The organism is Nocardioides soli (genome assembly GCF_014191495.1).
Classification (GTDB): domain Bacteria; phylum Actinomycetota; class Actinomycetes; order Propionibacteriales; family Nocardioidaceae; genus Nocardioides; species Nocardioides soli.
Genome location: NZ_JACHWR010000002.1, coordinates 906,314 through 931,827, shown reverse-complemented (window position 1 = coordinate 931,827; position 25,514 = coordinate 906,314). Strand labels below are relative to the sequence as shown.

Sequence of the window (25,514 nt, the reverse complement as noted above, 5' to 3'; positions counted from 1 at the left end):
GGCGCCGCACCCGTGGTGCGTCAGCGGTCGAGACCGAGCAGCCCGGCGAGCGTGCCCCCGAGCACCAGCTTGGTCTCGTCGTCGCTGAGGCCCAGCGCCTCGATCGCCCGGATCTCCTCGGCCGGGCTCGTCATCGGCCAGTCGGACCCGAAGACGATACGCTCCGCCCCGTGCCTGCGGATCAGGTCGCGCACCCGCTCCGGTCGCAGCGTGCTGAGCGACGGCGGCCAGGAGGTCTCGAGCACGACGTCGGCGCCGGACAGCATCTCCTCGGCGTCGTCGAGGATCTTGTAGCCCCCGAAGTGGCAGGCCATCAGGCGCAGGTCCGGGAACTGACGCGCGATGTCACGGATCATCCGCGGGCTGGAGAGGCGGTTGGTGGCCTCGTCGCCGCCCTCACCCACGTGGGTGATCACGGCGTAGTCGCTGCCGAGCGCCTCGAAGATCTCCCAGAGTCGCGGGTCGTCCAGGGCGAAGCGCTGGAACAGCGGGTGGATCTTGACCGCCCTGATGCCGTGCCGCTCCAGGCTGGCGAGGTTCTCCTCGACGTCGAGCCCGACGTGCACGGTGCCGAACGCGAGGTGGGTGGCGTCGGCGACGCCGGCGACGAACCGGTTGACGGAGTCGACGTGCCGCGCCTCGTTGGCGATCGCCAGGCAGCAGCTGATGTCGACTCCGCTGTCGGTCATGTCGCGGGTCAGGCCACCGACGGTGCCGTCGCCGCGCGCCTCCAGGCCGGGCACCCGGTTGCCGCCCAGGGCGAGCTCGGCGATCCGGTCGGGCCAGACGTGGGTGTGTGCGTCGATGATCATGAGCGGGTCACAGCTTTCCGGACTCGCCACCGTCGACCACGAAGATCGCGCCGGTGGTGAAGGAGGACAACGGGGACACCAACAGGCAGGCCAGCGGCACCAGCTCCGCGGGGTCGGCCATCCGCCCGGCGGGGATCTTCGCGATCCGCTTCGCGTGCAGCTCCGGCGACTCCGTGACCGCCTTCTGGGCCTCGGTGACGAAGGCGCCGGGCGCGATGCAGTTGACCTGGACGTTCTTGGGCGCCCACTCGGCCGCGAGCGCCTCGGTGAAGCGGACCACCGCACCCTTGGAGGTCGAGTAGGGCACCAGGTACGGCTTGCCGCGCACGCCGGTGGTCGACGCGACGTTCACGATCCGCCCGCCGCCCTGCTCGATCATCCGCACGCCGGCGGCCTGCGCCAGCAGCATCGGGGCGACGACGTTGACCGCCAGGGCGTCCTTCCAGATCGCCGGGTCCTGGGTGGCGAACTTGCCCGCGGGGGCGATGCCCGCGTTGTTGATCAGCCCGTCGATCCGGCCGTGGCGCTCGAGCACCGCGGGGACGACGCCGGCCACCGAGGACTCGTCACGCAGGTCCGCCTCGAGGGTGGTGATCCGCCCGCCGCCGTCGGCCGCGACCGCCGCCAGGCTGTCGACGCTCCGGGCGGCGGCCACGACGTGGGCGCCCTCGCGGGCCAGCGCCAGGGCCATCGCGGCGCCGAGGCCGCGGCTGGCCCCGGTCACCAGGACCACCGTGTCGCGCAGCTGCAGGTCCATCAGCGGCCGCCCTTGCCGAGCCGGCGGGCCAGCGAGTCGAGCAGCACCTCGGTCGCCCCTTCGTAGACCCGGAGCGGGCGCGCGTTGCGGTAGAGCCGCTCGATCTTGGCACCGCGGACCAGCCCGAAGCGTCCCATCGCCTGGACCGACCGGTCGACCACACGACCGGCGGCCTCCGTGGCGCTCACCTTCGCGATCGAGGAGTAGTCGAGGTTGGCCAACGGATCCGACTTCGCCAGCGCCGCCGCCCGATAGGTGATCGCGCGCGCCGACTCCACCTCGGTCCACGACAGCGCCAGGCCCTGCGAGACCGCCCCGAGGGCGAGCAGCGGCCTGCCGAACTGCTCGCGGGTCCGGGCGTGCCGCAGCGCCTCGTCCAGCGCCGCCTGCGCCAGCCCGACGGCGGACCCGGCCACCGTGACCCGGAAGACCGCGAGGGTCTGGAGCATGAGGGAGAACGCCTTGCCGGGCACCCCCAGCCGGTTGCCGGCGGGCACCACGACGTCGTCGAAGGTGAGCTCGCCCAGGATGTGGGGCGCGATCAGGTCCGCGCCGCGCTCGACGGTCAGGCCCGGCGTGTCCGCCGGGACCAGGACCATCGACCAGCCCTCGCCCTCCCGCCCCAGGACGCAGTAGAAGTCCGCGGCGCCGCCGTTGGTGATGAACGACTTGCGGCCGTTGATCCGCACCCGTTCGCCGTCCGCCTCGATGGTGGTGGCGACGCCCCGCAGGTCGGACCCGACATCGGGCTCGGTCAGCGCGAGCCCCGCGATCGCGTCGAGGGCCGCGACCCGGGGCAGCCACTCCTGGCGCAGCTCGTCCGAGCCACCGACCGACAGCGAGTAGCTGCCGACACCCTGCATCCCGAACATGGAGTCCAGGTGGGCCGAGGAGTACATGAGCTGCTCGCGGACCACGGCGATCGTGAGCGGATCGAGCACGCCGTCGTGGCCGCCGTACGCCGCGGGCACGACGTACCGCGCCAGGCCGCTCTCCCGCAGCACCTCCAGACAGCCCTGGTGGACCTCGACGGCCTCGTCCGCCTCCGCGGCGAACGGGTCGACCTTCGCCGCCACCTCGCGGGCCGCCTGCTGGACCTGGCGGTGTCGGGGACTGAGGTCGAACAGCTGCGGGTCGTCCACGGTGAATCCCTCTTCCTGTGTGCTGCGGAGTCGCGAGTGGATCGGCTCAGCGACGCTGGTCGAACTTGCGACCCAGGGCCTCGGAGACGATGCGGATGCGCTGCATGGTCGGCGTGCCGCCGGCGATCGCCCACCCGTGCGCGTCCCGGTGCAGTCGCTCGAGACCGTACTCCTCGGTGTAGCCGTTCCCGCCATGGATCTGCATGGCCAGGTCGGTCACCCGCTTGGCCATCTCGTTCGCGGCGCACTTGGCGAGCGACACCTTGAGCGGGTCCGGGGTGCCGGTCTCCGTGGCGGAGGCCGCGGCCTGGTCGCGCAGCAGGCGGGTCGACTCGACCTGGAGGATCATGTCGGCCAGCATCACCTGGATCGACTGGAACTCCACGAGCTGCTTGCCGAACTGCTCGCGCTCCTGCACGTACTTCAGCGTCTTGTCCAGCGCGGCCTGGCCGATCGCCAGGCTCATGGTCGTGTTGCCCATGCGCTCGATCGAGAAGATCCGGAACAGCTTGCCGAAGGAGCCGGCGGGGACCACGACGTTCTCGATCGGCACCTCGACGTTGTCGAAGTAGAGGTCGGCCGAGGGGATGCCGCGGAAGCCCATCAGTCGCTCGGCCGCCCCGAACGTGAAGCCCGGCGTGCCCTTGTCGACGACGACCGCGCCGATCCCCTTGGCGCCCGGCTCGTCGGAGAGCCGGCAGTAGACCAGGTACTGGTCGGCCTCGCCGCCGTTGGAGATCCACCGCTTGGAGCCGTTGATCACGAGCTGACCGTCGACCTCCTTCGCGGCCGTGCGGATGTCGGTCGCCGCCGAGCCCGCGTCCGGCTCCGAGATGGCCACGGCCATCGTCTTCTCGCCGGAGATGATGTCGGGCAGCCAGCGTCGCCGCTGCTCCTCGGAACCGAGGTGGGTGAGCACCTGGGCCGGACCGGTATTGGACTCGAAGACCTGGAACGCCGCCGGCCGGCACACCTTCGCGATCTCCTCGATCACCACGAGCGCCTGCTCCAGCGGTGCGCCCGAGCCGCCGTACTCCACGGGGTGCGCGATGCCGAGGAAGCCGAGCTCGCCGAGGCGCAGCCGCTCCTCCTTCGAGATCGGCGTGCGGCTGATGTCGAGCGACTCCGCCATGGGCTCGTAGACCTCGCGGGCCACCTGAGCCGCGAGCTGCCGGATCTCCGCGTACTCATCCACCACGGAATCCACCTCCTTAGTTGTAATCATTATCCTAGATTTGGCATCAGGCGGCTGTCAAGGAAGTCCGCGAGAGGCGTGCCGGACGCCGGACACTCATGGACGTAGGCATGACAATCATGATAAGCAATAGCCATGGTCAACGCGCAAGGAGCCAGCAGCGGCCGAGACGCCGTGATCGTCGACGCCGTCCGCACGCCGGTGGGCCGGGGCAAGGCGGGCGGCGCGCTCGCCGACGTCCACCCGGTGGACCTGCTCGCGCAGACGTTCATCGCGCTGCTCGACCGCTCCCCCGCCGTGGACCCCGGGTCCGTGGACGACGTCATCGTCGGCTGCGTCTCCCAGGTCGGGGAGCAGTCAGCGACCCCGGGCCGGATGGCCTGGCTGGGCGCGGGACTCCCGGCGCACGTGCCGGCCACGACGATCGACCGCAAGTGCGGCTCCAGCCAGCAGTCCGTCCACTTCGCGGCCCAGGCGATCCGGTCCGGCGAGGCCGACGTCGTGGTGGCCGCCGGCGTCGAGTCGATGAGCCGCGTCGTCATGGGGTCCGCCCGGATGGGCGCCGATCCGTACGGCGCGATGGTCGGCGAGCGGTTCGCACCCGGCCTGGTCTCGCAGGGCGTGGCCTCCGAGCTCGTCACCGCCGCGTGGGGCCTGACCCGCACCGAGCTCGACGAGTACGCCGCGCTCTCGCACGAGCGAGCGGCCGCCGCGCAGGACGCCGGGGCGTTCGCCCGTGAGATCGTGCCGATCCACACGCCGCAGGGCGTGGTGACCGCCGACGAGACCATCCGACGCGGGACCACGGCCGAGAAGCTGGCCGGGCTCAAGGCGGTCTTCGAGACCCCCGAGCTCTCCGCGCGCTTCCCGCAGGTCGCCTGGTCGACCACCGCCGGCAACTCCTCGCAGATCACCGACGGCGCGGGCGCGATGCTGCTCATGTCGCGGGCTCGGGCCGAGGAGCTGGGCCTGCGACCGCGCGCCCTGGTGCACACCATGTCGGTCGTCGGCAGCGACCCGCTGCTCATGCTCACCGGACCGATCCCCGCGACCCACCGGGTGCTCGAGCGGTCCGGGCTCACCCTGGACCAGATCGACCACGTCGAGGTCAACGAGGCGTTCGCCCCGGTCCCTCTGGCCTGGCTCGAGGAGTTCAAGGCCGACCCCGCGCGACTCAACCCGCGCGGCGGCGCGATCGCCCTGGGCCACCCGCTGGGCGCCTCCGGCATCCGGCTGATGACCACGATGCTCCACGCGCTGGAGGACCACGACCAGCGCTACGGCCTCCAGCTGATGTGCGAGGCGGGCGGCATGGCCAACGCCACGATCATCGAGAGGCTCTGACCCGCCCCGTCCTGCCGTCCCTCCCGGGACCGAGGGACCCGTCCACCAAGGAGAACGCTGTGCACCTCACCGGAGCCTCGGCCCTGGTCACCGGCGGCGCGTCGGGACTCGGCGCCGCGACCTCCCGCCGCCTTGCCGCGGCGGGAGCCCACGTCGTCGTACTGGACCTCAACGAGGAGCTCGGCACCGAGTTCGCCGCGGAGATCGGCGGGACCTTCGCCCACGCCGACGTGACCGACCCCGCCGCCGTCGACGCGGCCCTGGACGCCGCCGAGCGCCACGGACCGCTGCGAGCACTGGTGCACTGCGCCGGGAAGGGCGGCACGGTCCGCCTGGTCAACCGCGACGGCAGCCCCGGCGACCTCGACCTCTACCGGCAGCTGATCGACATCAACCTGGTCGGCACCTTCAACGTGCTGCGCCTGGCGGCGACCCGGATGGCGGGCAACGAGCCCGTCGACGGCGAGCGCGGGGCCTGCGTGCTCACCGCCTCCGTCGCCGCGTGGGAGGGCCAGATCGGCCAGATCCCCTACGCCTCGGCGAAGGCCGGCGTGGTGGGCATGACGCTGGTGGCCGCCCGCGACCTGGCCACGAAGGGCATCCGGGTGAACACGATCGCCCCGGGCGTCTTCGACACGCCCATCCTCGCCCGCTTCTCCCAGGAGATCCGCGACGGACTCGGCGCACAGGTGCCCAACCCCGCCCGCCTCGGCCAGCCCGACGAGTTCGCGATGCTCGCCCAGCAGGTCGTGGAGAACCCCTACCTCAACGGCGAGACGATCCGCCTCGACGGCGCGATCCGGATGAGCCCCCGCTGACGGCCCCCGCTGACCGCCGACGACATCCGCGCCGACGTCCGCGCCGACGTCCGCTGACAGGAGACGACAGATGACCGACCAGGACCTCAAGGTCGAGGAGCGGGGACGGGTCCTCGTCCTCACCATGGACCGGCCGCAGGCCCGCAACGCGATGTCGATGGCGATGGCGCACCAGATCGCCGACGCGCTCGCTATGCTCGACGACCGCGACGACCTCAGCGTCGCCGTGATCACCGGCGCCAACGAGACCTTCTGCGCCGGCATGGACCTCAAGGGGTTCGCCCGGGGCGAGCTGCCCGTCGTGGAGGGGCGCGGCTTCGCGGGCCTCGTCAAGCAGCCCCCGCGCAAGCCGCTGATCGCCGCGGTCGAGGGCTACGCGCTGGCCGGTGGCTTCGAGATCGTGCTCGCCTGTGACCTCGTGGTCGCCTCGAGCGCCGCCCGGTTCGGCCTGCCCGAGGTCAAGCGCGGCCTCACCGCGGCGGCCGGCGGCCTGCTGCGGTTGCAGCACCGGATCCCCTACCACCTGGCGATGGAGCTCGCGCTCACCGGCCGGATGTGGCCGGCGACCGACGCCGCCGAGGTCCACCTGGTCAACCGGCTGGCCGAGCCCGGCCAGGCGCTGCCGGTGGCGCTCCGGCTGGCCGAGGAGGTGGCCGCCAACGCACCGCTCGCGCTGGCCGCCTCCAAGCAGGTCCTGGTCCGGTCGGTCGACTGGCCGCTGGCGGAGAAGTTCGACCGCCAGGAGGAGTACGTCGACCCGATCCGCAGGTCCGCGGACGCCAAGGAGGGCGCGCTCGCCTTCATGGAGAAGCGCGAGCCGCGTTGGAGCGGCAGCTAGACCAGAGCTGGCAGGGCCTCGGGCCGGGGCGGAAGATCCTCGGCCCGAGGTCGGACTGGGGGACCTCACGCCTCCCGGCGCACCAGGCGGGCGTGGGCCAGCCAGTCGCGGGCCTTGTCGGCGTGCGCGAGGTCGATGTGGGTGCCGCGGAAGCGCACCGCGCCCTGCCCCTCGAGGACCGCCGCCTCGATGGTCGCGACCAGCTCCTCGTGGTAGGCGACCTCCTCGTCGGACGGCGTGAAGACCTCGTTGATCACCGCGACGTGCGAGGGGTGGATGGCGATCTGGCCGCGGAAGCCCAGCTGCAGCCCGTAGTCGGAGAACGCGCGCAGGCCGTCGAGGTCGGCGAGCTCCTCCCACAGCCCGGTCAGGGCGTGCAGGCCGTACTGCCGGCAGGCCAGCAGGATCCGGCTGCGCAGGTAGAGCGTCTCGGTCCCCTCGGGGGACTGCCGGTAGCCCACCGCCCGCGCGATGTCGGCGTGCGCGGAGGTCGGGCCGATCATCGCGCCGACCCGCTCCGAGGCACCGGCGATCTCGTAGCAGTTGACGATCGCGTCGACCATCTCCACCGGGACGATCATCTCCAGCCCCTCGGCACCGTTGCGGGCCTCGAACCAGTCGATCAGCGTCTCCCAGCGGAGCACGTCGGTGGCGTCCCTGACCTTGGGCACGAAGAGGCCGTCGAGCTCGGGACGGACGACGACCTCCAGGTCGGCACCGGCCATCCGCGTGTCGAGGGCGTTCGGCCGCACGAAGAGCCCCACGTGCGGGGCCGCCTTCCGCAGCTCGGCCAGCGTGGTGCGGACGGTCTCCCGGCTCGACTCCTTGAGGTCGTCCGGCACCGAGTCCTCCAGGTCGAGCACGATGCAGTCGGCCCCGGCGGCCAGCGCCTTCTCCGCCCACTGGGGCTTGTGGGCGGGGACGAAGAGGACGGAGCGGTAGGGATGCACGGCGACTCCTGCTAGCGGTTCTCGGGGGTTCGGTCGTGGGTGTCGGCCGTGACGCCGAGCCCGCGCAGCTTGGCCTTCTGCACCCGCTGGGAGGGCGTCTTGGGCAGCTCGTCGACGAAGCGCAGGTAGCGGGGCACGGCGAACGACGGGATGCGGCTGTCGCAATGCCGCCACAGCTCCTCGGCGGTGACGTCGGCCTGGGTGATGACGTAGGCCATCACCTCGTCCTCGCCGGCCTCGCTGGACGCCGGGACGGCGATCACGGCGCACTCGACCACGGCCGGGTGGGCCAGGATCGACGTCTCGATCTCGTAGGAGGAGATGTTCTCGCCCCGGCGTCGCAGCGCGTCCTTGAAGCGGTCGACGAAGTAGAACCAGCCGTCCGCGTCGCGCCGGAGCGCGTCACCGGTGTGGAACCACAGGTTCCGCCAGGCCTCGACGGTCTTGTCCGGCATGTTGAAGTAGCCCATCGAGCTGATGAACGGCACCTTGGGCCGGATCACGAGCTCGCCGATCTCGCCGACCGCCACCTCCTCGTCGGTCTCCGGGTCGACCAGCGCGACGTCGAACCACTCGTCGGCGGCCAGCCCGGCGGCACCGGCCGGCCGGTCCTCGCCGTACGGCGAGATGATCGGCGCGGAGGTCTCGGTGAGGCCGAAGACCTCGACGAAGGCCTCGATGCCGAAGCGCTCCCGCATCGGCCGCACCAGGGTGGCGGCGGTGGGCGCGGCGAACACGCAGCGCAACGGGTTGTCGGCGTCGTCGTCGCGCTCCTCCTGCTTCCAGATGAAGTCCATCATCACGCCGATGAAGTTCGTGACGGTCACCCGCGACTCGCGGATCTGCTCGATCCACCGGCTCGCCGAGAACCGGCTCCGCGTCACGAAGCGGGCGCCGGCGACGAGCGTCGGGTACGCCGCCATGAACTGCGCGTTGCCGTGGAAGAGCGGCGTCACCGACATCCAGGTGTCGTCCGCGGTGAGCCGGACGAGCGAGACGCACTCGTCGGCGAAGAAGTACATCTGGGCGTGCGGCATCGCCACGCCCTTGGAGGGGCCCGTGGTGCCCGAGGTGAAGAGCACCGAGGCCAGGTCCTGCGGCCGGACCTCCGGGAGCTCGATGCTGCCCTCGACCACGCCGGGAGCGGTCGCCTCCTCGTCGAGCTCCTCCCACGCGGCCGCCTCGTACCCCGCGGCGCGCAGTCGCTCGAGTGCCTCGTCGCGGTGGCCGGTGTCGATGACCCAGAACTTGCGGATGGACTTGGCGGCGTCGGGGATGTCGAGGAAGCGGGCCGCGAAGACGTCGTCCACGACGGCGAGGCTCGCTTCGACCGTGCTCACCTGGTGGGCCAGGAAGTCGTGCTCGTAGGCGGTGTTGATCGGCACCTCGACCAGGCCCGCCATGGCGGTGCCGATCCAGGTGCGGACGAACTGCGAGGAGTTGATCGCGACGATCACCACGCGGTCGCCCGGCGTCGCCCCCGCCGCCAGCAGGCCGCGGCCGACCCGCTCGCCGGCGGCGAGCATCGCGGCGTACGTCCAAGTGCGGCCCTCCTCGGGGCAGTCGAGCCACACCGCGTCGGGCCGCCGCGCCGCGTGGTGCCGCAGCACCGTGGGCAGCGCCCACTGCGTGCGGTCGGTGAAGGTCGGCTTCAGGTCTCGGTAGTAGCGGAAGGTCACGTTCGTCCCGTCCTCGTCAGGACTTCCGCCGGCGCCGGGCGCCGCGGAAGTCGGGCTTGCGCTTCTCCAGGAAGGCCCGGGCGCCCTCGAGCATGTCCTCGCTGCCGATCGCCTGGATCAGCGCGCCGAGGTTCGCGGCCATGTTGTCCCGCGACTGGTGCCACCACTGGTTGGAGCTGGTCTTGGCGATCTCGAGGTAGCGCGGGCTGAGTGCGTCGATCTCGTCCAGCCAGCGGTCGACCGCGTCGTCCAGTCCGTCGTCGGGGACGACCTCGTTGACCAGCCCCCACTCGAGCGCCTGCGCCGCGGTGTAGCGCCGGCACAGCATCGCCATCTCCTTGGCGCGGCGCTCGCCGATCTGGACGGCGAGCACGTTGGTCGCGCCGAGGACGGGCGCCGAGCCGACCTTCGGGCCGGTCTGACCGAAGGTGGAGCGCTCGGTGGCGATGGCGAAGTCGCAGGCCACCACGAGCTCGTTGCCGCCGCCGGCGGCCGGGCCGTCGACGGCCGCGATCACCGGGCGCGGACAGGCCCGGATGGCGTCCAGCAGCCGGGCCGAGGTGGTGAAGAGCTGCCGCAGCTGGGCCGGGTCGGGATCGCCGAGCTGGGTGAGCGCCCCGCCGGCACAGAAGCTGCCGCCGGCACCGCGCACCACCACGGCCGTGGCCTCCGCCGCCCCCTCGACGGCGCGGATCAGGTCCTGCGCCATCTCCAGGTCGTAGGCGTTGCGCCGCTCCGGGGCGTTGATGGTGATCCAGACGACGTCCCGGCGCTCGGCCACCTCGATGCTGCCCACGGCGCTCCTCCCTACGTCCACCTATTGATGGTTTTCATGATCAACAATATCGCGGGTGCTCTCCCGCCGCAATCATCACCATGCCTCGGAACACCGGCACCCGGCCTTCCGTCGCCGCCCGCGACCCGGGGCCGCGTCAGCGGCCGCGGCGGCCGCGGAAGGCGGCGACCGCCTCCCGGTGCTCCGGCGTGCCGAAGAGCAGTGCGACCGCCTCGACCGACTCGGGGAAGCCGACCTCGCTGCCGCGGTTGAGGAAGGCCTTGCCCACCTGGACCGCGAGCGGGGAGTTGGCCGCGATCTCGGTGGCCACGGCCACCGCGGCGTCGAGGAGTCCGTCGTCGGGGTGCACCTCGTGCACGATCCCGATCCGCTCGGCGAGCGCGGCGTCGACGGTGCGGCCGGTGAGCGCCAGGTGGCGGGTCCAGGCCCGGCCGATCACGTCGGGGCCGCGGACGATGCCGTAGCCGGGCATCAGGCCGACCGAGGCCTCCTTGAAGGAGAACGTGGCGGACTCCGCCGCCAGCGCGATGTCGCAGGCCAGGGTGAGCTCCGTGCCGCCGCCGAAGGCGAGACCGTTGACGGCGGCGACCACCGGAACCGCACACCGCTCCACCGACGCGAACGCCTCGTAGACCCGCATCAGGTGCGGGCGGACCCGGTGGACGTCCCCGGCGAGGTCGTGGAACATGTCGATGTCCCCGCCCGCGGAGAAGGCCCGCCCCGATCCGGTCAGCACCACGGCGCGGGTGGTGTCGCCGTCCTTGCCCAGGCCGCGCATCAACCGGGTCAGCTCCGCGAACCACTGCTGGTCCATCGCGTTGAGCTTCTCCGGCCTCGCCATGGTGACCACCAGCACCCCGTCGGGTCGCCGGTCGAGGGCGAACCGCTCGTAGCTCATCCCGCCTCCCGGTCGAAGGCGTCGACGGTGACCCCCTCCGCGCGGAGCCGGTACTTCTCCACGCGCTGGCTGGGGGTCAACGGCAGGGCGGCCACGACCCGGACGTAGCGCGGGGTCGCGAACAAGGTGAGCCGGCCGTGGCAGTGCGCCAGCAACTGCTCGGGATCGACGGTGGCTCCCGGCGCCGGGACCACCGCCACCATCACCTCCTCCTCGGACAGCTCGGAGGCCACGCCGTACGCCGCGACCTGGGCGACCGACTCGTGCTCAGCGACGACCCGCTCCACCTCCCAGGTCGAGACGTTCTCGCCGCGTCGCCGCACCGTGTCCTTCACCCGGTCCAGGAAGGTCAGGTAGCCGTCGTCGTCGAGCACGCCGCGGTCGCCGGTGTGGAACCACAGGTTGCGCCAGGACTCCACCGTGGCGGCGGCGTCGGACTCGTAGCCGTCGAACATCCACCCGGGCTGCTTGGGCCGGGCCACGATCTCGCCGGCCGTGCCGGCGGGCACCGGGCGGTCCCACTCGTCGACGACGGCGAGGTGGTAGATCGGCGACTCCCGCCCCGCCGTCCCGATCCGCCGCCGTTGCGGCGGCATCTCGCAGACCAGCGAGACCTCGGTGCTGCCGTAGATCTCGGTCAGCCGGACGTCGAAGCGCTGCTCGACGGACTCGAAGATCTCGGGCGGGCAGGGTGCGCCGAAGGCGGCGCGCACCGGGTTGTCCCGGTCGTCGGCCCTCGGCGGCTGCTTGTGCAGGATGCTCATCATCGCGCCCTGGTAGTTGAATGCCGTGATCCCCTGGCGACGACAGATCCCCCAGAAGCCCGACGCGGTGAACCTGCGGTGCAGGAGCACCCGGGCCCCGGCCTCCAGGCCGGCCATCACCGAGCAGTACCGCGCGTTGGAGTGGTAGAGCGGGAAGACGCTGTAGAGGTGGTCCTCCGGGGTGTAGCCCATCAGCTCCACGGTGTGCATCGCCAGGTTGACGTTGGCCCGGTGCGAGAGCAGCGCGCCCTTGGGCGGCCCGGTGGTCCCGGAGGTGTAGAGGATCACCGCGGTCGAGGTCGGGTCGACCGGCGGCAGCTCGACCGGCGCGTGGCCGAGCAGGTCGGCGAACGCGCTGGTCGCCACGCCGTCGGGCAGGGCGGCCTCACCAGCACTGCCGTCGTCGATCACGACGACGTGCTCGAGGACGGCCGCGGCCCCGTCCAGGGCCTCGGCGAGCAGGGGCACCTGCTCGGCGGCGCAGACCGCGACCCGGGCGCCGGACTGGGTCAGGCAGTGCCGGACCAGCAGGGCACCCGAGGCCGGATTGAGCGGCACCTCCACCAGGCCGGCGCCGGCGATGCCGAACCACGCCTGCAGCGACGCGAGCCGCGCCGGCGTGAGCACCGCGACCCGGTCACCGGTCCGCAGCCCGAGGGCCAGGAGTCCGGCGGCCACCGCCCCGGCGTCGCGGAGCAGCCCGGCCGCGTCGGTGCGCTCGTCCTCGACGACCACCTCCGCCATCGCGCGCGCCGGATCTGCCGCGACGGCAGCCAGCCAGGCTCCGATGCTCAGGTCGGTGGTGCCGACACTCTCGACGACGGGCACGCGACCTCACTCCGGGGCAGGGCCGCCGCGGCCGTCCCCGGCCAGGCGGCGCGAGTCGTGGGACGAGGTGATCCTGGTCGGGACCACCTCGATGACGACGCGGTTGGGGCTGTCGAGCAGCCGCACGAAGGCGTCGGGGTCGTCGGGCGCGAGACGCGGGGCGAGACGGCGTACGGCGGCCATCACGATCTCGCGATCGCGGTGCACCGTCGCGTCGCCGCGCAGCGCCACCATCCGGCGGCCGGGCAGGTCGGTCCCGGTGTTCGACACCACGACGGCCACCCGGCCGTCGGCGTCGACCCCACGGACCTGGCGACGCCCCTCCACGGTGGCGAACCAGAAGCGGCCCTCGGCGTCGACCAGGTAGCTCATCACGACCGCGGTCGGCAGGCCGTCCTGCAGGAAGGTCAGCACACCCTCGGTCTGGGCGTCCCACAGCTCCCGCTGACCGGTGACGCTGAGCCTCGCCTCGGCCAGGTCCTCGACGTGCTTCTCGCCGGGCCGGTGGACGTCGGCGCCCACCTCAGGCCTCGTCGAGGGCGGCGTCGCCCAGCATCGCGTGCACGATCGCCCTGCTGCCGCCGGCCTCCGCGGCCGAGCCGGTCCACACCGTCTCGCCCCGGTTGACGACGACGACGTGGTCGGCGATCTCAAGTCCGGCATCGGCGTTCTGCTCGACCATCAGGATCCCGATGCCCTCGTCGGCCATCGCCCGCACGCTCCCGAGGACCCGGTCGACCATGGTCGGGGCCAGGCCCATCGAGGGCTCGTCGAGGAGCATCAGCCGCGGCTGCGACATCAGTGCCCGGCCGAAGGCGAGCATCTGCTGCTCCCCGCCGCTGAGCAGGCCGGCCGCGGACTGCCGCCGGTCGGCCAGCACCGGGAACTTCTCGAAGACCACGGCCAGCCCCTGGTCCACGCTCGCGCGCGGGGCGACGTAGGCGCCGACCTTGAGGTTCTCCTCCACGGTGAGCGGGAAGAAGATCTTGCGTCCCTCGGGGACCAGCGCCATGCCCTTGCGGACGACCTTGTGGGCGGAGGTGCCGGTGATCTCCTGGCCGTCGAGGACGACCCGGCCCGACTTCGGCTTGTGGAAGCCGGCGACCGCACGGAGGCTGGTCGTCTTGCCGGCGCCGTTGGCACCCAGCACCAGCGTGATCTTGCCCGCCTCGGCGGCGAACGACACGCCGTGGACGGCGTTGACCGGGCCGTAGTTGACGTGCAGGTCGGTGACCTCAAGCATGCGTGCCCGCTCCCTTCCCCAGGTAGGCCTCCTGGACGGCCGGGTGCTTGACCACGGCGGCGGGCGTTCCCTCCGCGATCAGCTTCCCGAAGTTCATGGCGAACAGGTAGTCGCAGGTGTCGACCATCATCTGCACGTCGTGCTCGACGATGAACTGGGTGATCCCCTCGTCGAGCAGCTGCTTCATCAGCGCCCCGATCTCTTCGCGCTCGGAGGAGTTCATGCCGGCGGTCGGCTCGTCGAGCAGCAGCAGCCGCGGCCTGCCGATGATCGCCCGGGCGAACTCGACGCGGCGCTGCATGCCGTAGGAGAGCTCGTCGGGACGCATCCGCGCGACCGCGGTGACGCCCACCCGCTCCATCACCTCGTCGACCCGCGCGTCGGCATCCTTGCGGCCCGCCTTCGCCAGCGTGTCCTGACCGAGCAGGATGTTGTCGCGGACCGAGCGGTCGTCGAGCAGCCGCACCGTCTGGAAGGTGCGGGCGATGCCCATGTGGTGCACCGTGCGCGCCGGACGCCTCGTGTAGTCGTTGCCCTCGAAGACGAAGCTGCCGCGGGTCATCGGCGTGAGCCTCGTCATGGCGCCGAGCAGCGTCGACTTGCCCGAGCCGTTGGGGCCCAGTACCCCGTAGATGTGGCCGGCGCGCAGCTCCAGCGTGATGCCGTCGACCGCCTTGACCCCGCCGAAGTGCACAGCGACGTCGTCGACCTCGAGCAGGGGCCGCCCGCGGCGCGTCTCCTCCACCGTGTTCTCAGCCATGATGGTCCTCAGCTCTTCTCTTGGAGGCCGACCGCCACGCGGGCGCGCTCGTCACGGGTGCGGCTCTTGTGCCAGAGGTCCTTCACCACGCCGAGCACGCCGTTGGGCAGGTAGATCGCGGCCACCGCGACGATGAATCCGTAGGCGACCTTCTCCCACTCCTGGACGAAGGAGAGGAAGGTCGGCAGCCAGACGAAGATCACCGCACCGATCAGCGCGCCGACCCAGGACCGGGCGCCACCGACGACGATGGCCGTCAGCGCCAGGATCACGAGGTGGAAGTTGACCTCGGACGGGGTGATGGTCGAGCGCAGCAGCGTGGTGATCGCACCCGCGAGGCCACCGATCAGGCCGGAGATCAGGAACGAGAGCCGGCGGTAGCCGTTGACGTCGATGCCCAGCGCGTTGGCCAGCTCGGGATCCTCGCGGACCGTGTCCACCTTGCGCCCGCGGCGGCCGTACTCGGTCCAGGCGAGGAACGCGACGACGATGAGGACCGCGAGCACGATGTGCATGGTGGTGATCTCGCCGATGGCGCCGTAGAGACCCATCGCGCCACCGGTCCAGTCGCCGCCGTTGACCGCGAGCACCGAGATGATCAGCGTGAAGGCGATCGTCGCCATGCCCATGTACAGACCGGTGAGGCGCTGCACGACCAGCCCGAGCAGGAAGGTGCAGACGCCGGCGACCAGGGTGCCCAGCAGCACGGCCGGCCAGGTGCTCCACTCGCCGTGGACCATCGCCATCGCGCCGGTGTAACCGCCGATGCCGAAGGCGCCGACGCCCGCGAACGAGAAGACGCCGTACCGCAGCGGCACCTGGATGCTGAGCGCGAGCAACAGCGTGGTCAGCGTCGTCTGGATGAGGACGACGTTCATCGAATACCAGTCACTCATGTGCGACGCACCTCCTTGCGGCCGAGCAGCCCTTGGGGGCGCACGAGCAGGATCAGGAAGATCAGGCCGAAGCTGACCGCGTTGACCCAGGTGCCCCAGTTCATGAAGATCACGAAGGTCTCGGCGGCGGCGAGGATGTAGGCGCCCAGCACCGTGCCCAGCATCGAGCCCAGGCCGCCGAGGACGACGATGGCGAACGCCTTGATGAGCAGCGTGTCACCGGTCTCGGGCGCGATCGCGCCGAGGTGGAAGGTCAGCAGGGCGCCCGCCAGGCCGGCGAGGCCGCCGGCCACCGCCATCGTGCCGAGGGCGAGGGCCGGGCGGTTGACGCCCATGCCCGCGCTGGTCTCGGCGTCGACGCCGATCGCGCGCAGCGCGAGGCCCTGACGGGAGTTGCGCAGCCAGACGGTCAGCGCGATGCCGATCGCCAGGCCGGTGACGATGATGATCAGCGCGGTGGTGGTGATGCGCAGGCCGAGGAACTGGTAGACCTCGGCGTCGTAGCTGCTCCGGAAGCCGAACGGGCTGGAGCGCGTGTAGCGCTGCGCGATCGCCAGCGGGATGGCCGCGACGCCGATGCCGCCGATGAGGATCCGCATCTCGGCCGCGTGCTGGTTCTTGGAGCGCTTGAGGATCGGTTGGAAGGCCAACAGCTGGGTCAGCGTGGACATCACCGCTCCTACGGCGACCGCGATCGCGATCACCGCCAGGAAGGGCAGCTCGGTGTGCTTGGTGACGACGTGACCGATGAAGGCCGAGAACATGAACGTGGCGCCGTGGGCGAAGTTGAGGATGCCGATGGTTCCCCAGACCAGTGCCATTCCCAGCGTGAACAGCAGGTAGATCGAGCCCAGCGTCGCTGCATTGAGCAGGTCTTGCACGTGGGTTCCTCTCGTCGTACTTCCAAGCGTCGGGCGGTCGGTGAGCCACGGGACACCGGGTGGGCGGCAGAGGGATCCTGCCGACCACCCGGTGCGACCCGTGTCGGTCGACCGTCAGTTGACCAGAGTCTCCTTGCCGTCCATCCAGCGGACGAGCTGACCGGGGACCCGGGCGTCGTTGCCGTCGAAGGTGACGGCGCCCATGGCGCCCTCGTAGCCCTCGGCGGCGACCTTCTGCAGCCCCTCCTGGATCCCCTCGCGGGAGGAGTCGCCGGAGGCCTTGATGGCGCGGGCGATCCACCACATGGCGTCGTAGCCGTCGGCGTTGTAGGGGTTGGGAGACTTGTCGAACTTCGCCTCGAACGCCTTGGTGAAGGCCACCGACGACTCGTCGGTGAAGGCGACCGAGAAGGGCACCGGGTAGACCAGGTCGTTGGCGTCGTCACCGGCCTCGGAGATGTTGCCCGCGGCCTGCACCGAGGTGGCCACGATCTGACCGTCGTAGCCCGCGTCCTGGAGCTGACCCAGCGCGGTGACCGACTGCGGGGCGATCAGCAGCATGACGAGGGCGTCGGCGCCCTTGCTCGCGATCTGCTGCGCCTGCCCGGCGAAGTCCTGCGTGGTCATCTCGACGGGCAGCGACTGGACGACCTCCATGCCGCGCTCCTCGGCCCACTCCGGGACGGAGTCCTTGCCCAGCAGGGCGAAGGTCGGGAAGGTCGCGTTGTAGAGCACCGAGACGCTCGTGGCGCCCTCGGCCTCCAGCCAGTCGAGGACCGGCTCGTAGTAGCTCTCCATCGGCGGCGTGGCCCGGAAGGTGTAGTCGTTGACGACGATGCCCTCGGCGCCGGCCTGGGTGAAGACGGTCGGGACCTTCTGGCGGCCGACCAGCGGGGCCACGGTGGCCGCCTGCTGGCTCTGCGTGGGGCCGAGGATCGCCATGACGTCCTTGTTGCCCATCGCCTTGTTCATCTCGCTCGAGGCGCGCTCGATCTCACCGGCGGTGTCGAACACCTCCATGTCGATGGTGACCCCGTCGCCGAGGAAGCCCTGCTCGTTGATCTCCTCGACCGCGAGCTCGGCACCCTCCTTGGCGCCCACGCCCGCGTAGGCGACGGCACCGGTCTGGTCCTGCACCTGGGCGATCGTGATGGTCGTGGCGACGCCACCGTCACCGTCGGTGCCGGACCCGTCGGCGCTGCCACCACAGGCGGCCGTGCCGAGCGCCGTGGCCATCGCCAGCCCCGCCAGTACGGCCGTGCGCATCCGCGCTCTGCTCATCATTCCTCCAGCTACTTGTAGTTGCCGGTCCAGCCGCGGGGGCGGATGGACACCAGACCTGTCAGGCGATGGGATTGCCGGACAGCTCGTGACCGACCAGGTAGGCCAAGGTCAGTCCGCGCCCGAGCGCGATCCCCGAGTTGTACGCCGTGCCGGTGGTCGTCAGCGCGGCCACCGAACCGGCTGCGTAGAGGCCCGCGATCGGGCCTCCCGCCTCGCCGAGGACCCGGCCGTCCCCGTCGATCCTGACGCCGGACGTTCCGATCCCGGTGCCGACGAAGCGCAGCCGGATGCCGTGGAAGGGCGACTTGGCGACCGGACCCAGCACCGGGCTGGGCAGGTTGCCGGGGTCACCCGCGAACTTGTTGACGTAGTCGACGCTGCCCCGGCCCCAGTCCGGGTCCTCGCCCTGCTCGGCGTAGCGGCTGAACCGCTCCGCGGTGCGGGCGAGCTGGACGCCGTCGATGCCCAGCCTCTCCCCCAGCTCCTCCAGGGTGTCGGCCGACTCGACCCAGCCCTCGGGGTAGTCGCCGCCGGGCGGCGTCGCCGCCAGCCCGTACTTCACCCGGTGCTGGTCGTCCCAGACGAGGAAGAACGGCAGGTGCGTGTCGTCGGGATCGAGCGTCCTGCGGCAGATGTCCACCCAGTAGGAGTCGTTGCAGTAGCGGTTGCCGTGCCGGTCGACGATCATCGAGTGGGGCATGGCGTACTCCGGCCCGTATCCGAAGCCGGTGCCGACCTGGGAGCGCCAGCCGGGGAGGATGGGCGTCGCGTTCGCCGGGATGCGGGCCACCTGGCCGCCGACCTGGCGAGCGAGCTTGATGCCGTCACCGCGCAGCGTCTCGGGCGCGACCGATCCCCAGTCCTCGGGGCCGAGGCCGAGGATCTCCTCGACCAGCTCGGCGTCCCAGTCGTAGGTGCTCGTCGCCAGGACCACCGGGCCGCGGAGCTCCACCACACCGTCCGGGGTCTCCGCGCGGACGCCGACGACCGCTCCGCCCTCGGCGACGAGCTCGGTGACCCGGTGCTCGGTGCGGATCTCGACGAGCTCGTGGCCGGCGACCCGCGCGAGGAAGCTGGCCACCACACCGGTCCCGTAGGTCAGCGGGTCGTCCTGGTCGCTCCGCTCGAACCGGGTCCCGTCGGAGAGGCCGAACGCCGGCAGCCCCGCGTGGGACTGCTTGGTCGCGCTCTGCTCCTCGCCGCTCTCGTCGACGTACGTCGCGCGACGGCCCCGCTCGAGCAGGTCGCGATAGGTCGTTCCGACCGGGAAGTAGGGGCTGTAGCGTAGCTTGGCGCGCCACTCGCCCAGCACCGATCCGTCGATGACCTCGTTGGTCAGGTACCGGCCCTGGGGCAGCGCACCGTCGGCCTCGTTGTGGTAGTCGGCCAGGCCCGGGATCACCGTCCAGCGGATGGCGTCCTGGTCCTCGAAGTACTTCATCGCGTCGGGGGACACGTCGATCCAGCGCAGCAGCGCGGTCTCGTCGAGCACCTCGGGCGCCAGGTGCGAGGCCACGTCGCGGACGTAGGTCTCGGTGAGCTGCTTGGAGTCCCCGTCGATGCCCTCACGCTGCGCCACGTGGTTCGCACCGCACCAGACCTGGCCGCCCGAGTAGGCCGCCGCGCCACCGACCAGCTCGGCGGCCTCGAGGACCAGAGCGGGCCGCCCGTTGAGCGCGGAGGTCAGCGCGGTGGCCAGACCGGAGAGCCCGGCCCCCACCACGATGATGGGCCCGTTGCTGGCGTTCTCCGCCATGGATTCACACTCCTCAGGTCGGCAGTGGTCTGCATCACAGCTCGCGAACAAGAGTGAATATCATAATCAGCGTTAAGTCAATATCTGTGCGAATGATTTGCTCGAAGTGAGCGTGGGCCAGTCCGCTTACGGCTCGACAGCGGGCAGGCCGCGGCGCGCCACGGCCGGCACCGGCGCGCGGCCGACGCCGCGGACGCTGGTGGGCGGCGGCCACCAGGAGACGAACGGAGCTACCTCCGGTCAGCCTGCGAGCTCGAACCGCGGCTCGGGCAGGGTGCGGATCACGTCGAGCAGGCGCTGCGGGATCGGCGCCTTGCCGAAGTCGCCGGGGTTGCGGGCCGCGAAGACCATCTGGCCCTTGGTGACCAGCTGCTCGCCGCGCGTGAACTCGAATCCGACGGCGTAGGAGGTGGTGCCGATCCGGTCGGCGACGGCCTGGCAGACGATCTCGTCGAAGACCTCGACCGTGTCGACGTAGCGGCATCCGGAGCTGATCCCGACCGTGACCACACCCAGATCCTCGGCCATCTGGCCGCTGCGGATCCCGTGGGCGAACAGCCAGGTGGAGTAGCACCGCTCCATCCAGCGGTAGTAGATGTCGAAGTAGGCGATACCGACGGTGTCGGTGTCGCCGTAGGCGAGCTGGAACCCCAGCCGGCCGTGGGCGGGTTCGTGGGTCAGGGTCATGTCAGCTCCTGGTCTCGCGTGCTGGGTACGGCGGGGGCCTCGTCGAGCAGCACCTCGGCGGTGCCCGACAGCGCGACCGCTCCACCCACCACGTCGAGCGCGATGTCGCAGGTGGCGACGCGGCCCCGGTCGCCGTCGCTCACCTCGGTGACCACCCCGTGCGCGCGGACGACGTCCCCCGCCAGCACGTTGCCCAGGAAGCGCACCCGGAAGTCGAGGACCCGGTCGCGCCCCCCGGCCCACCGGGCCAGCATCGTCTGCAGGTAGCCCATGTTGAGCGGCCCCTGGTTGACGGGGCGCTCGTCCATGCCGAGCGCCGCCAGCGCCCGGGTGTCGAAGTGGATCGGGGTGGGGTCGGAGAGCAGCGCCGCCATCACCTTCATCTTCTCCGGGTCCACCGTGACCTGGAGCGGCGGGATGGGGCTGCCGACCTCGACGGCCGAGCGGTCGCTCATCAGGCGTCCCTCCTGGGGAAGACGATCGAGTTGTAGCACCGGGCCACGTGCTCCCCGGCCAGGTGCAGGTCCAGCTCGTAGCCGACGACGTCGAAGGCGCCGGCCCGCCGCCCGACCTTGCGCTCCGCCGAGACGATGCGTCCGGTGACGTCGTACGTCGCACCCCGCCGCAGGGGTAGATGGAGGGTGGTGCGGTGCTCGCCGAACATCGGCCCGTCCTCGGGGCCGGCGTCGAACCAGGCGAACAGGTCGTCCCAGGTCATCCCCATGCCGGCGACGCCGGCCATCCACGCGAGCACCGGGTGGGGCGTCTCGTCCCACGGGTCGTCGAGCAGCGTGTCGGCGACCAGCCAGGTCCGCCACGGCGTGATCGTGTAGCTGCCGCCGGGGAACTCGCGACCGACCCGGTCGGAGTAGTCGTCGGCGTGGCGTCGCGCCGACGCGTCGTGCTCAGACATTGCGATCCCTCTCCTCCCAGTAGGGACGACGCAGCTCCCGCTTGAGGATCTTGCCGGTCGGCGCCTTGGGCAGCTCGCCCACGAACTCGACCGAGCGGGGCTTCTGGTAGCTGGCGAGGTGCTGCCTGGCCCGGTCGATGATCTCGGCCTCGGTGGCCTCCTGGCCGGGCTTGAGCACCACGAAGCCCTTGACGCTCTCTCCCCACTCGTCGTCCGGGACCCCGATGACCGCGCACTCCAGGACCGCCGGGTGGCTGGCGATCGCCTCCTCCACCTGGACGGAGTAGATGTTCTCCCCGCCGGAGATGATCATGTCCTTGGAGCGGTCGACGATGTAGACGTAGCGGTCCTCGTCCCAGGTCGCCAGGTCGCCGGTCCACATCCAGCCGTCGCGGATCGTCCGGGCTGTGAGGTCGGGGCGGTTCAGGTAGCCGGCCATGTTGGCCGGACACCGCACCACGATCTCGCCCGGGGTCCGGCCGTCCCGCGGCACCTCGTTGCCGTCGGTGTCGACCAGCCGGACCGTGGCCAGGAAGCCCTCGCGTCCGCAGGACCGCAAACGCTCCGGGTGGATGCCCCGCACGGCGTCCCGGTGGTCCTCCTGCGACAGGAAGGTCATGCCGGGCCCCTCGGTCTGCCCGTAGCCCTGGATCAGCGTGCAGGGGAAGGAGTCGAGGGCCTGGCGCACGATCTGCGACGGCATCGGCCCGCCGCCGTACTGGATGTTGCGCAGGCTGGCGAGGTCGTAGCTGCCGAAGTCGCCCTCGGCCATCATCCAGTTCAGCATGGTGGTGACCCCGAGGAAGGCGGACACCTTCTCGTTCTCGATCAGCTGGAGGGCCAGCTTCGGCTCGAAGTTCATCAGCACGAGCGGGCACCCGTGCTTGAGGTAGTTCATCGCGAGCACGATCGGGATGTGGAACATCTGCCCGGTCAGCATGTACACGTCGCTGGGCACGATGCGCTCGGCCACGGTCTGGTTCATCATGCCGGCGGCGGCGCTGCGGTGCGTGTGCACGACGCCCTTGGACTCACCGGTGGTCCCGCCGGTGTAGAGCAGGAAGAACGGGTCGTCCTCGGCGACCAGCGCGGCCGCCGCGGGCTCGAGGCCGGACGAGCGCCCGACCAGGTCGGCGAACGAGCCGTCCGAGGCCTGCCCGAACTCCAGCCAGTGGGGTACGTCGACGCCGCGCTGCAGCTCCTCGACGACGCCGCGGAACTCCGCGTGCGAGAGCACGACGCGGGGCGCGGCGTCACGGACGACATCCGCCAGCGCCGGCGCGGCCAGCCGCCAGTTGAGCGGTTGGGTGACCAGGCCCACCCGGCCGGCGGCGAAGTACGTCGCGAGGTACTCGACGCTGTTGCGCGAGAGCACCGCGACCCGGTCGCCCTTGCGCAGTCCCAGGCCGAGCAGCCCGTTCGCCAGCCGGCGCACCAGCTCGTCGAGCTCGGACCACGTCATCCGCCGGTCGAGCGTCGAGTCGTAGACAGCCTGCCCACGTGGGGTCAGCGCCGCCCACTTGGCGGGGATCAGTCCCTGGTTCATCGGCCCTCCTCGCTCCCCGAGGGAGCACCGGCCACCGAGCGACCGCACCGGTAGCCGAAGACCATGGCCGGGCCGAGCGTTCCCCCGGCGCCTCCGTAGACCATGCCGGTGGGGGCCGCCATCGCGTTGCCGACCGCCCACAGCCCCGGGATGACGTCGCCGTCCACGTCGAGCACCTCGCAGTCCACCGTGGTGCGCGGGCCGCCCTTGGTGCCCAGGCTGCTGGCGTGGATCGGGGCCGCGTAGTACGGCGCCCGGTCGATGGGGCCGAGCGTCGACATCGGGCCGGGGTAGCGGCTGCGGTCGCCGCACCAGCCGTCGTACGCCGAGTCGCCGCGCTGGTGGTCGTCGTCGTGGCCCCGCGCACACAGCTCGTTCCAGCGGTCCACGGTGGCGCGCAGCTCCCGCGGCGGCACACCGATCCGCTCGGCCAGCTCCTCGACGGTGTCGGCACGCTCGAGCCACTCCGGCACCTGGCCGGCCGGCACGCCGTAGCCGCCGTACTCGTCGAGGAAGCCCTGGTCGAGCACGACCCAGGCCGGCTGATTCTCGTAGGTGAAGCGGGTCGGATGGAAGACGTGGAAGGCGGCGCCGAGCGCGTTGTAGTTGGCCGCCTCGTTGGTGAACCGCCGCCCCTGGGCGTTGACCATGATCGTGCGCGGCAGGGTGCGCTCCCGCTGCACCAGCTGGACGCCGCGGCCGGAGTACTGCTCCCCCTCGAAGCCGGGGATGGTGACGACCGGGACCCACCAGGCCTCGCGCATCGCGCCGAGCTGGGCACCGACCCGCATCGCCATCCGCAGCCCGTCGCCCGTATTGGTCGGCGCGCCCGGGGAGTGACTGAGCGGGCCACGCAGGAACGCCGTGACCAGGTCGGGGTCGCGCTCGAACCCGCCGGTGGCCAGCACCACCCCGCGGCGGGCACCGACCGTCGTGCCGTCGGCGAGCTCCACGCCGGTGACCCGACCGTCGGCGGTGACCAGCCGGACCGCCTCGGCGCCGGTCTCGACCCGGACACCGTGGTCGAGCAAACCCTTCAGCAGCGCGCCGAGCAGCCCGCGGCCCAGCCCCTCGAGCCGCTGGGCGGCGCGGCGCTCCTCCTCCTCGGGAGCGAGGAAGCCGGTGCCGCCGCCGACCGGGGTCTCGCCGACGTGCATCGAGCGGCGGTCGCCGAGGAAGCGGTCCGCCCACTCCCCCAGCTGGTGGAAGGAGAAGAGCGCCGGCTCGGTGGAGCGGCCGCCGCTGGGCTTCCCTCCGGGGAACTCCGGGTGGTAGTCGGGGTAGCCGGGCACCAGCTGCATCCGCAGCGGAGTGCGCTGCTCGGTCCACTCCAGCATCTCGTCGACGGTCGAGACGAAGGCGTCGGTGAACTCCGGCAGGATCATGCCGTTGGAGAGCGCGGCGAGATAGGCCCGTCCGTCCTCGGCGGAGTCGATCACCCCGTGGTCGGCCTGGTACCTGTTGCCGGGCAGCCAGGCCACCCCGCTGGAGAGCGCCGTGGTGCCGCCGAGCAGGTCGGCCTTCTCGAGGAGCGCCACGTCGGCGCCCGCGTCGGCGGCGGCCAGAGCCGAGACCATCCCGGCGCACCCGCTGCCGAGCACCACCACGTCGTGGGTCGAGTCGAAGCCCCGCCCCGCCATCACTGGCCCTGGTCGTAGAAGGCGCGCAGCCAGCCCAGGTCGTTGCCGTGCAGCACCGAGGGCCAGTCGGCGGGGCGCGGGTCGCCGTAGACGAGGCTGCGGTCGTCGCTCTTCATCGTCTCGACGTACTCGCTGACCGGCAGGTAGTACATGTAGCCCATCACCCGGTCGGCGATCCGCCAGCCGCGCTCGGTGCGGCGGTAGACGTCGTGGTAGCGCAGCGCCACGACCATGGTCTCGCCCTGCCGGACCACCTCGGCGTGGCCGCTGACGAGGCCGTAGGCCACGTCGGGGTCCCCGTCGTCGAAGCGGGTGATGACCGCGTGGGCGAAGTGGTTGGTCGCCCCCAGCACGTCGTACCGGCCCTGGTAGGTCTTCGCGATGGTCTCCAGGCCGTCGGCGTTGAAGACGCCGTCCTCGGAGCCCAGGTGCGCGTCCTGCGTGAAGAGCCGGTCCAGCCCGTCGAGGTCGCGCTCGTCCATGACGAAGCCGTAGAGGTGCGCCAGGTCCTGGATCTCGAACTTGTCCTCGATCCGGCGCAGCCGCGCCTCGAGGCTCGAGTCGTCGCTCATGCTCCCGCTCCTGTCTGCCGGCCTACCTGCTGGGGTTCCATGGGTCCGAAGGAGGACACGTCGCCGGAGACGAGGCTCTCCTCGGGGATCAGTGCGGTGCGCACGACCTCGATCCGCTTGGCGCAGAAGCGCCAATCGTCGCCGACGCGCACCATGTCGTCGCAGTAGCGCCCCCACACCATCCGGGCACCGCCGGCCTCGTGGGTGGTCAGCACGAAGAACGCCGAGTCGATGCGGTGCTTGCCGTCGTCCAACGGGGAGACCTGGATATTGCTCACCATGTGCTGGGCGACCTCGACGTCGGAGTCCGCGAAGTCCTGGTAGAGACGGACGAACTCCGCACGCCCCCGGCGCGGGCCCTGCCGCCGCTGGAGCTCGACGTCGTCGACGACGATGCGGCCCAGGCCCGCCACGTCCTTGGCGTCGACCAGACGCTGGTAGCGGTGCAGCAGGTCCTCGCCGGCCGTCCGCACCGCCAGCCGTTCGAGCACGCTCGTGTCCACGCTCATCCGATC

At 71.4% G+C, this 25,514-nt stretch carries 26 protein-coding genes; 3 read left to right on the top strand and 23 right to left on the bottom strand.

From position 1 onward, the window contains the following. Positions 1-20: 20 nt before the first annotated feature. The 4 genes from FHU40_RS14910 to FHU40_RS14895 are packed head-to-tail and all read right to left on the bottom strand — an operon-like array spanning position 21 to position 3,906. Positions 21-812 (bottom strand): amidohydrolase family protein, encoded by a 792-nt coding sequence (locus FHU40_RS14910; protein ID WP_183593080.1) that lies wholly within the window; start codon positions 810-812, stop codon positions 21-23. A 7-nt stretch (positions 813-819) separates the two neighbouring features. Next, complete coding sequence (locus tag FHU40_RS14905; RefSeq protein ID WP_183593079.1) at positions 820-1,569, bottom strand: SDR family NAD(P)-dependent oxidoreductase; 750 nt, start codon at positions 1,567-1,569, stop codon at positions 820-822. Further along, a complete protein-coding gene (locus FHU40_RS14900) occupies positions 1,569-2,711 on the bottom strand; it encodes an acyl-CoA dehydrogenase family protein (protein ID WP_221199846.1) in 1,143 nt (380 codons plus the stop codon). The genes FHU40_RS14905 and FHU40_RS14900 overlap by 1 nt, the downstream gene beginning before the upstream one ends. A gap of 46 nt (positions 2,712-2,757) precedes the next feature. Beyond that, the gene (locus tag FHU40_RS14895; protein ID WP_221199845.1) at positions 2,758-3,906 is read right to left on the bottom strand and encodes an acyl-CoA dehydrogenase family protein; all 1,149 of its coding nucleotides are present in this window, start codon (positions 3,904-3,906) and stop codon (positions 2,758-2,760) included. 135 nt (positions 3,907-4,041) lie between these two features. On the opposite strand from FHU40_RS14895, the gene FHU40_RS14890 reads away from it, so the two are divergent. The 3 genes from FHU40_RS14890 to FHU40_RS14880 all read left to right on the top strand — a co-directional run bounded on the left by FHU40_RS14890 (position 4,042) and on the right by FHU40_RS14880 (position 6,906). Next, positions 4,042-5,250: a thiolase family protein gene (locus FHU40_RS14890; protein ID WP_183593077.1), complete on the top strand. Its 1,209-nt coding sequence runs from the start codon at positions 4,042-4,044 to the stop codon at positions 5,248-5,250. A gap of 59 nt (positions 5,251-5,309) precedes the next feature. Beyond that, positions 5,310-6,068: an SDR family NAD(P)-dependent oxidoreductase gene (locus FHU40_RS14885; protein WP_183593076.1), complete on the top strand. Its 759-nt coding sequence runs from the start codon at positions 5,310-5,312 to the stop codon at positions 6,066-6,068. 70 nt (positions 6,069-6,138) lie between these two features. Then, a complete protein-coding gene (locus tag FHU40_RS14880) occupies positions 6,139-6,906 on the top strand; it encodes a crotonase/enoyl-CoA hydratase family protein (RefSeq protein WP_183593075.1) in 768 nt (255 codons plus the stop codon). A 65-nt stretch (positions 6,907-6,971) separates the two neighbouring features. Here the strand turns inward: FHU40_RS14880 and FHU40_RS14875 are convergent, their stop codons facing one another. From FHU40_RS14875 to FHU40_RS14785, 19 genes are all read right to left on the bottom strand, one after another. Then, a complete protein-coding gene (locus tag FHU40_RS14875) occupies positions 6,972-7,856 on the bottom strand; it encodes an aldolase/citrate lyase family protein (RefSeq protein WP_183593074.1) in 885 nt (294 codons plus the stop codon). A gap of 11 nt (positions 7,857-7,867) precedes the next feature. Beyond that, positions 7,868-9,535, bottom strand: a complete 1,668-nt coding sequence (locus tag FHU40_RS14870) for an AMP-binding protein (protein ID WP_183593073.1) — start codon at positions 9,533-9,535, stop codon at positions 7,868-7,870. 16 nt (positions 9,536-9,551) lie between these two features. Beyond that, the gene (locus tag FHU40_RS14865; protein ID WP_221199844.1) at positions 9,552-10,331 is read right to left on the bottom strand and encodes an enoyl-CoA hydratase-related protein; all 780 of its coding nucleotides are present in this window, start codon (positions 10,329-10,331) and stop codon (positions 9,552-9,554) included. Between the two features lie 136 nt (positions 10,332-10,467). After that, positions 10,468-11,229, bottom strand: coding sequence for an enoyl-CoA hydratase/isomerase family protein (locus FHU40_RS14860; RefSeq protein WP_183593072.1), 762 nt, complete (start codon positions 11,227-11,229; stop codon positions 10,468-10,470). Further along, the gene (locus FHU40_RS14855; RefSeq protein WP_183593071.1) at positions 11,226-12,821 is read right to left on the bottom strand and encodes an AMP-binding protein; all 1,596 of its coding nucleotides are present in this window, start codon (positions 12,819-12,821) and stop codon (positions 11,226-11,228) included. Before FHU40_RS14855 ends, FHU40_RS14860 begins: the two co-directional genes overlap by 4 nt. Positions 12,822-12,827: 6 nt before the next feature. Continuing rightward, the gene (locus FHU40_RS14850; protein WP_183593070.1) at positions 12,828-13,343 is read right to left on the bottom strand and encodes a pyridoxamine 5'-phosphate oxidase family protein; all 516 of its coding nucleotides are present in this window, start codon (positions 13,341-13,343) and stop codon (positions 12,828-12,830) included. A gap of 1 nt (position 13,344) precedes the next feature. Beyond that, positions 13,345-14,064: an ABC transporter ATP-binding protein gene (locus tag FHU40_RS14845; protein WP_183593069.1), complete on the bottom strand. Its 720-nt coding sequence runs from the start codon at positions 14,062-14,064 to the stop codon at positions 13,345-13,347. After that, positions 14,057-14,824 (bottom strand): ABC transporter ATP-binding protein, encoded by a 768-nt coding sequence (locus tag FHU40_RS14840; RefSeq protein WP_183593068.1) that lies wholly within the window; start codon positions 14,822-14,824, stop codon positions 14,057-14,059. The genes FHU40_RS14845 and FHU40_RS14840 overlap by 8 nt, the downstream gene beginning before the upstream one ends. An 8-nt stretch (positions 14,825-14,832) precedes the next feature. Next, a complete protein-coding gene (locus FHU40_RS14835; RefSeq protein WP_183593067.1) occupies positions 14,833-15,720 on the bottom strand; it encodes a branched-chain amino acid ABC transporter permease in 888 nt (295 codons plus the stop codon). Further along, positions 15,717-16,601, bottom strand: coding sequence for an ABC transporter permease subunit (locus FHU40_RS14830; RefSeq protein ID WP_183593066.1), 885 nt, complete (start codon positions 16,599-16,601; stop codon positions 15,717-15,719). The genes FHU40_RS14835 and FHU40_RS14830 overlap by 4 nt, the downstream gene beginning before the upstream one ends. 114 nt (positions 16,602-16,715) lie before the next feature. Then, entirely contained in the window at positions 16,716-17,867 is a 1,152-nt protein-coding gene (locus tag FHU40_RS14825; protein WP_183593065.1) for an ABC transporter substrate-binding protein, read from the bottom strand. A 76-nt stretch (positions 17,868-17,943) separates the two neighbouring features. Then, complete coding sequence (locus tag FHU40_RS14820; RefSeq protein ID WP_183593064.1) at positions 17,944-19,641, bottom strand: FAD-binding protein; 1,698 nt, start codon at positions 19,639-19,641, stop codon at positions 17,944-17,946. A gap of 240 nt (positions 19,642-19,881) precedes the next feature. Then, on the bottom strand, positions 19,882-20,328 hold the full coding sequence (locus FHU40_RS14815; RefSeq protein WP_183593063.1) for an acyl-CoA thioesterase: 447 nt from the start codon (positions 20,326-20,328) through the stop codon (positions 19,882-19,884). Beyond that, entirely contained in the window at positions 20,325-20,783 is a 459-nt protein-coding gene (locus FHU40_RS14810; protein WP_183593062.1) for a MaoC family dehydratase, read from the bottom strand. The genes FHU40_RS14815 and FHU40_RS14810 overlap by 4 nt, the downstream gene beginning before the upstream one ends. Then, complete coding sequence (locus FHU40_RS14805) at positions 20,783-21,241, bottom strand: hypothetical protein (RefSeq protein WP_183593061.1); 459 nt, start codon at positions 21,239-21,241, stop codon at positions 20,783-20,785. The genes FHU40_RS14810 and FHU40_RS14805 overlap by 1 nt, the downstream gene beginning before the upstream one ends. Further along, a complete protein-coding gene (locus FHU40_RS14800; protein ID WP_183593060.1) occupies positions 21,234-22,787 on the bottom strand; it encodes an AMP-binding protein in 1,554 nt (517 codons plus the stop codon). Before FHU40_RS14800 ends, FHU40_RS14805 begins: the two co-directional genes overlap by 8 nt. After that, positions 22,784-24,427 (bottom strand): FAD-dependent oxidoreductase, encoded by a 1,644-nt coding sequence (locus FHU40_RS14795; protein ID WP_183593059.1) that lies wholly within the window; start codon positions 24,425-24,427, stop codon positions 22,784-22,786. Before FHU40_RS14795 ends, FHU40_RS14800 begins: the two co-directional genes overlap by 4 nt. Then, positions 24,427-24,999 (bottom strand): nuclear transport factor 2 family protein, encoded by a 573-nt coding sequence (locus tag FHU40_RS14790; protein ID WP_183593058.1) that lies wholly within the window; start codon positions 24,997-24,999, stop codon positions 24,427-24,429. Before FHU40_RS14790 ends, FHU40_RS14795 begins: the two co-directional genes overlap by 1 nt. Next, entirely contained in the window at positions 24,996-25,508 is a 513-nt protein-coding gene (locus tag FHU40_RS14785; protein WP_183593057.1) for a nuclear transport factor 2 family protein, read from the bottom strand. The genes FHU40_RS14790 and FHU40_RS14785 overlap by 4 nt, the downstream gene beginning before the upstream one ends. Positions 25,509-25,514: the final 6 nt, after the last annotated feature.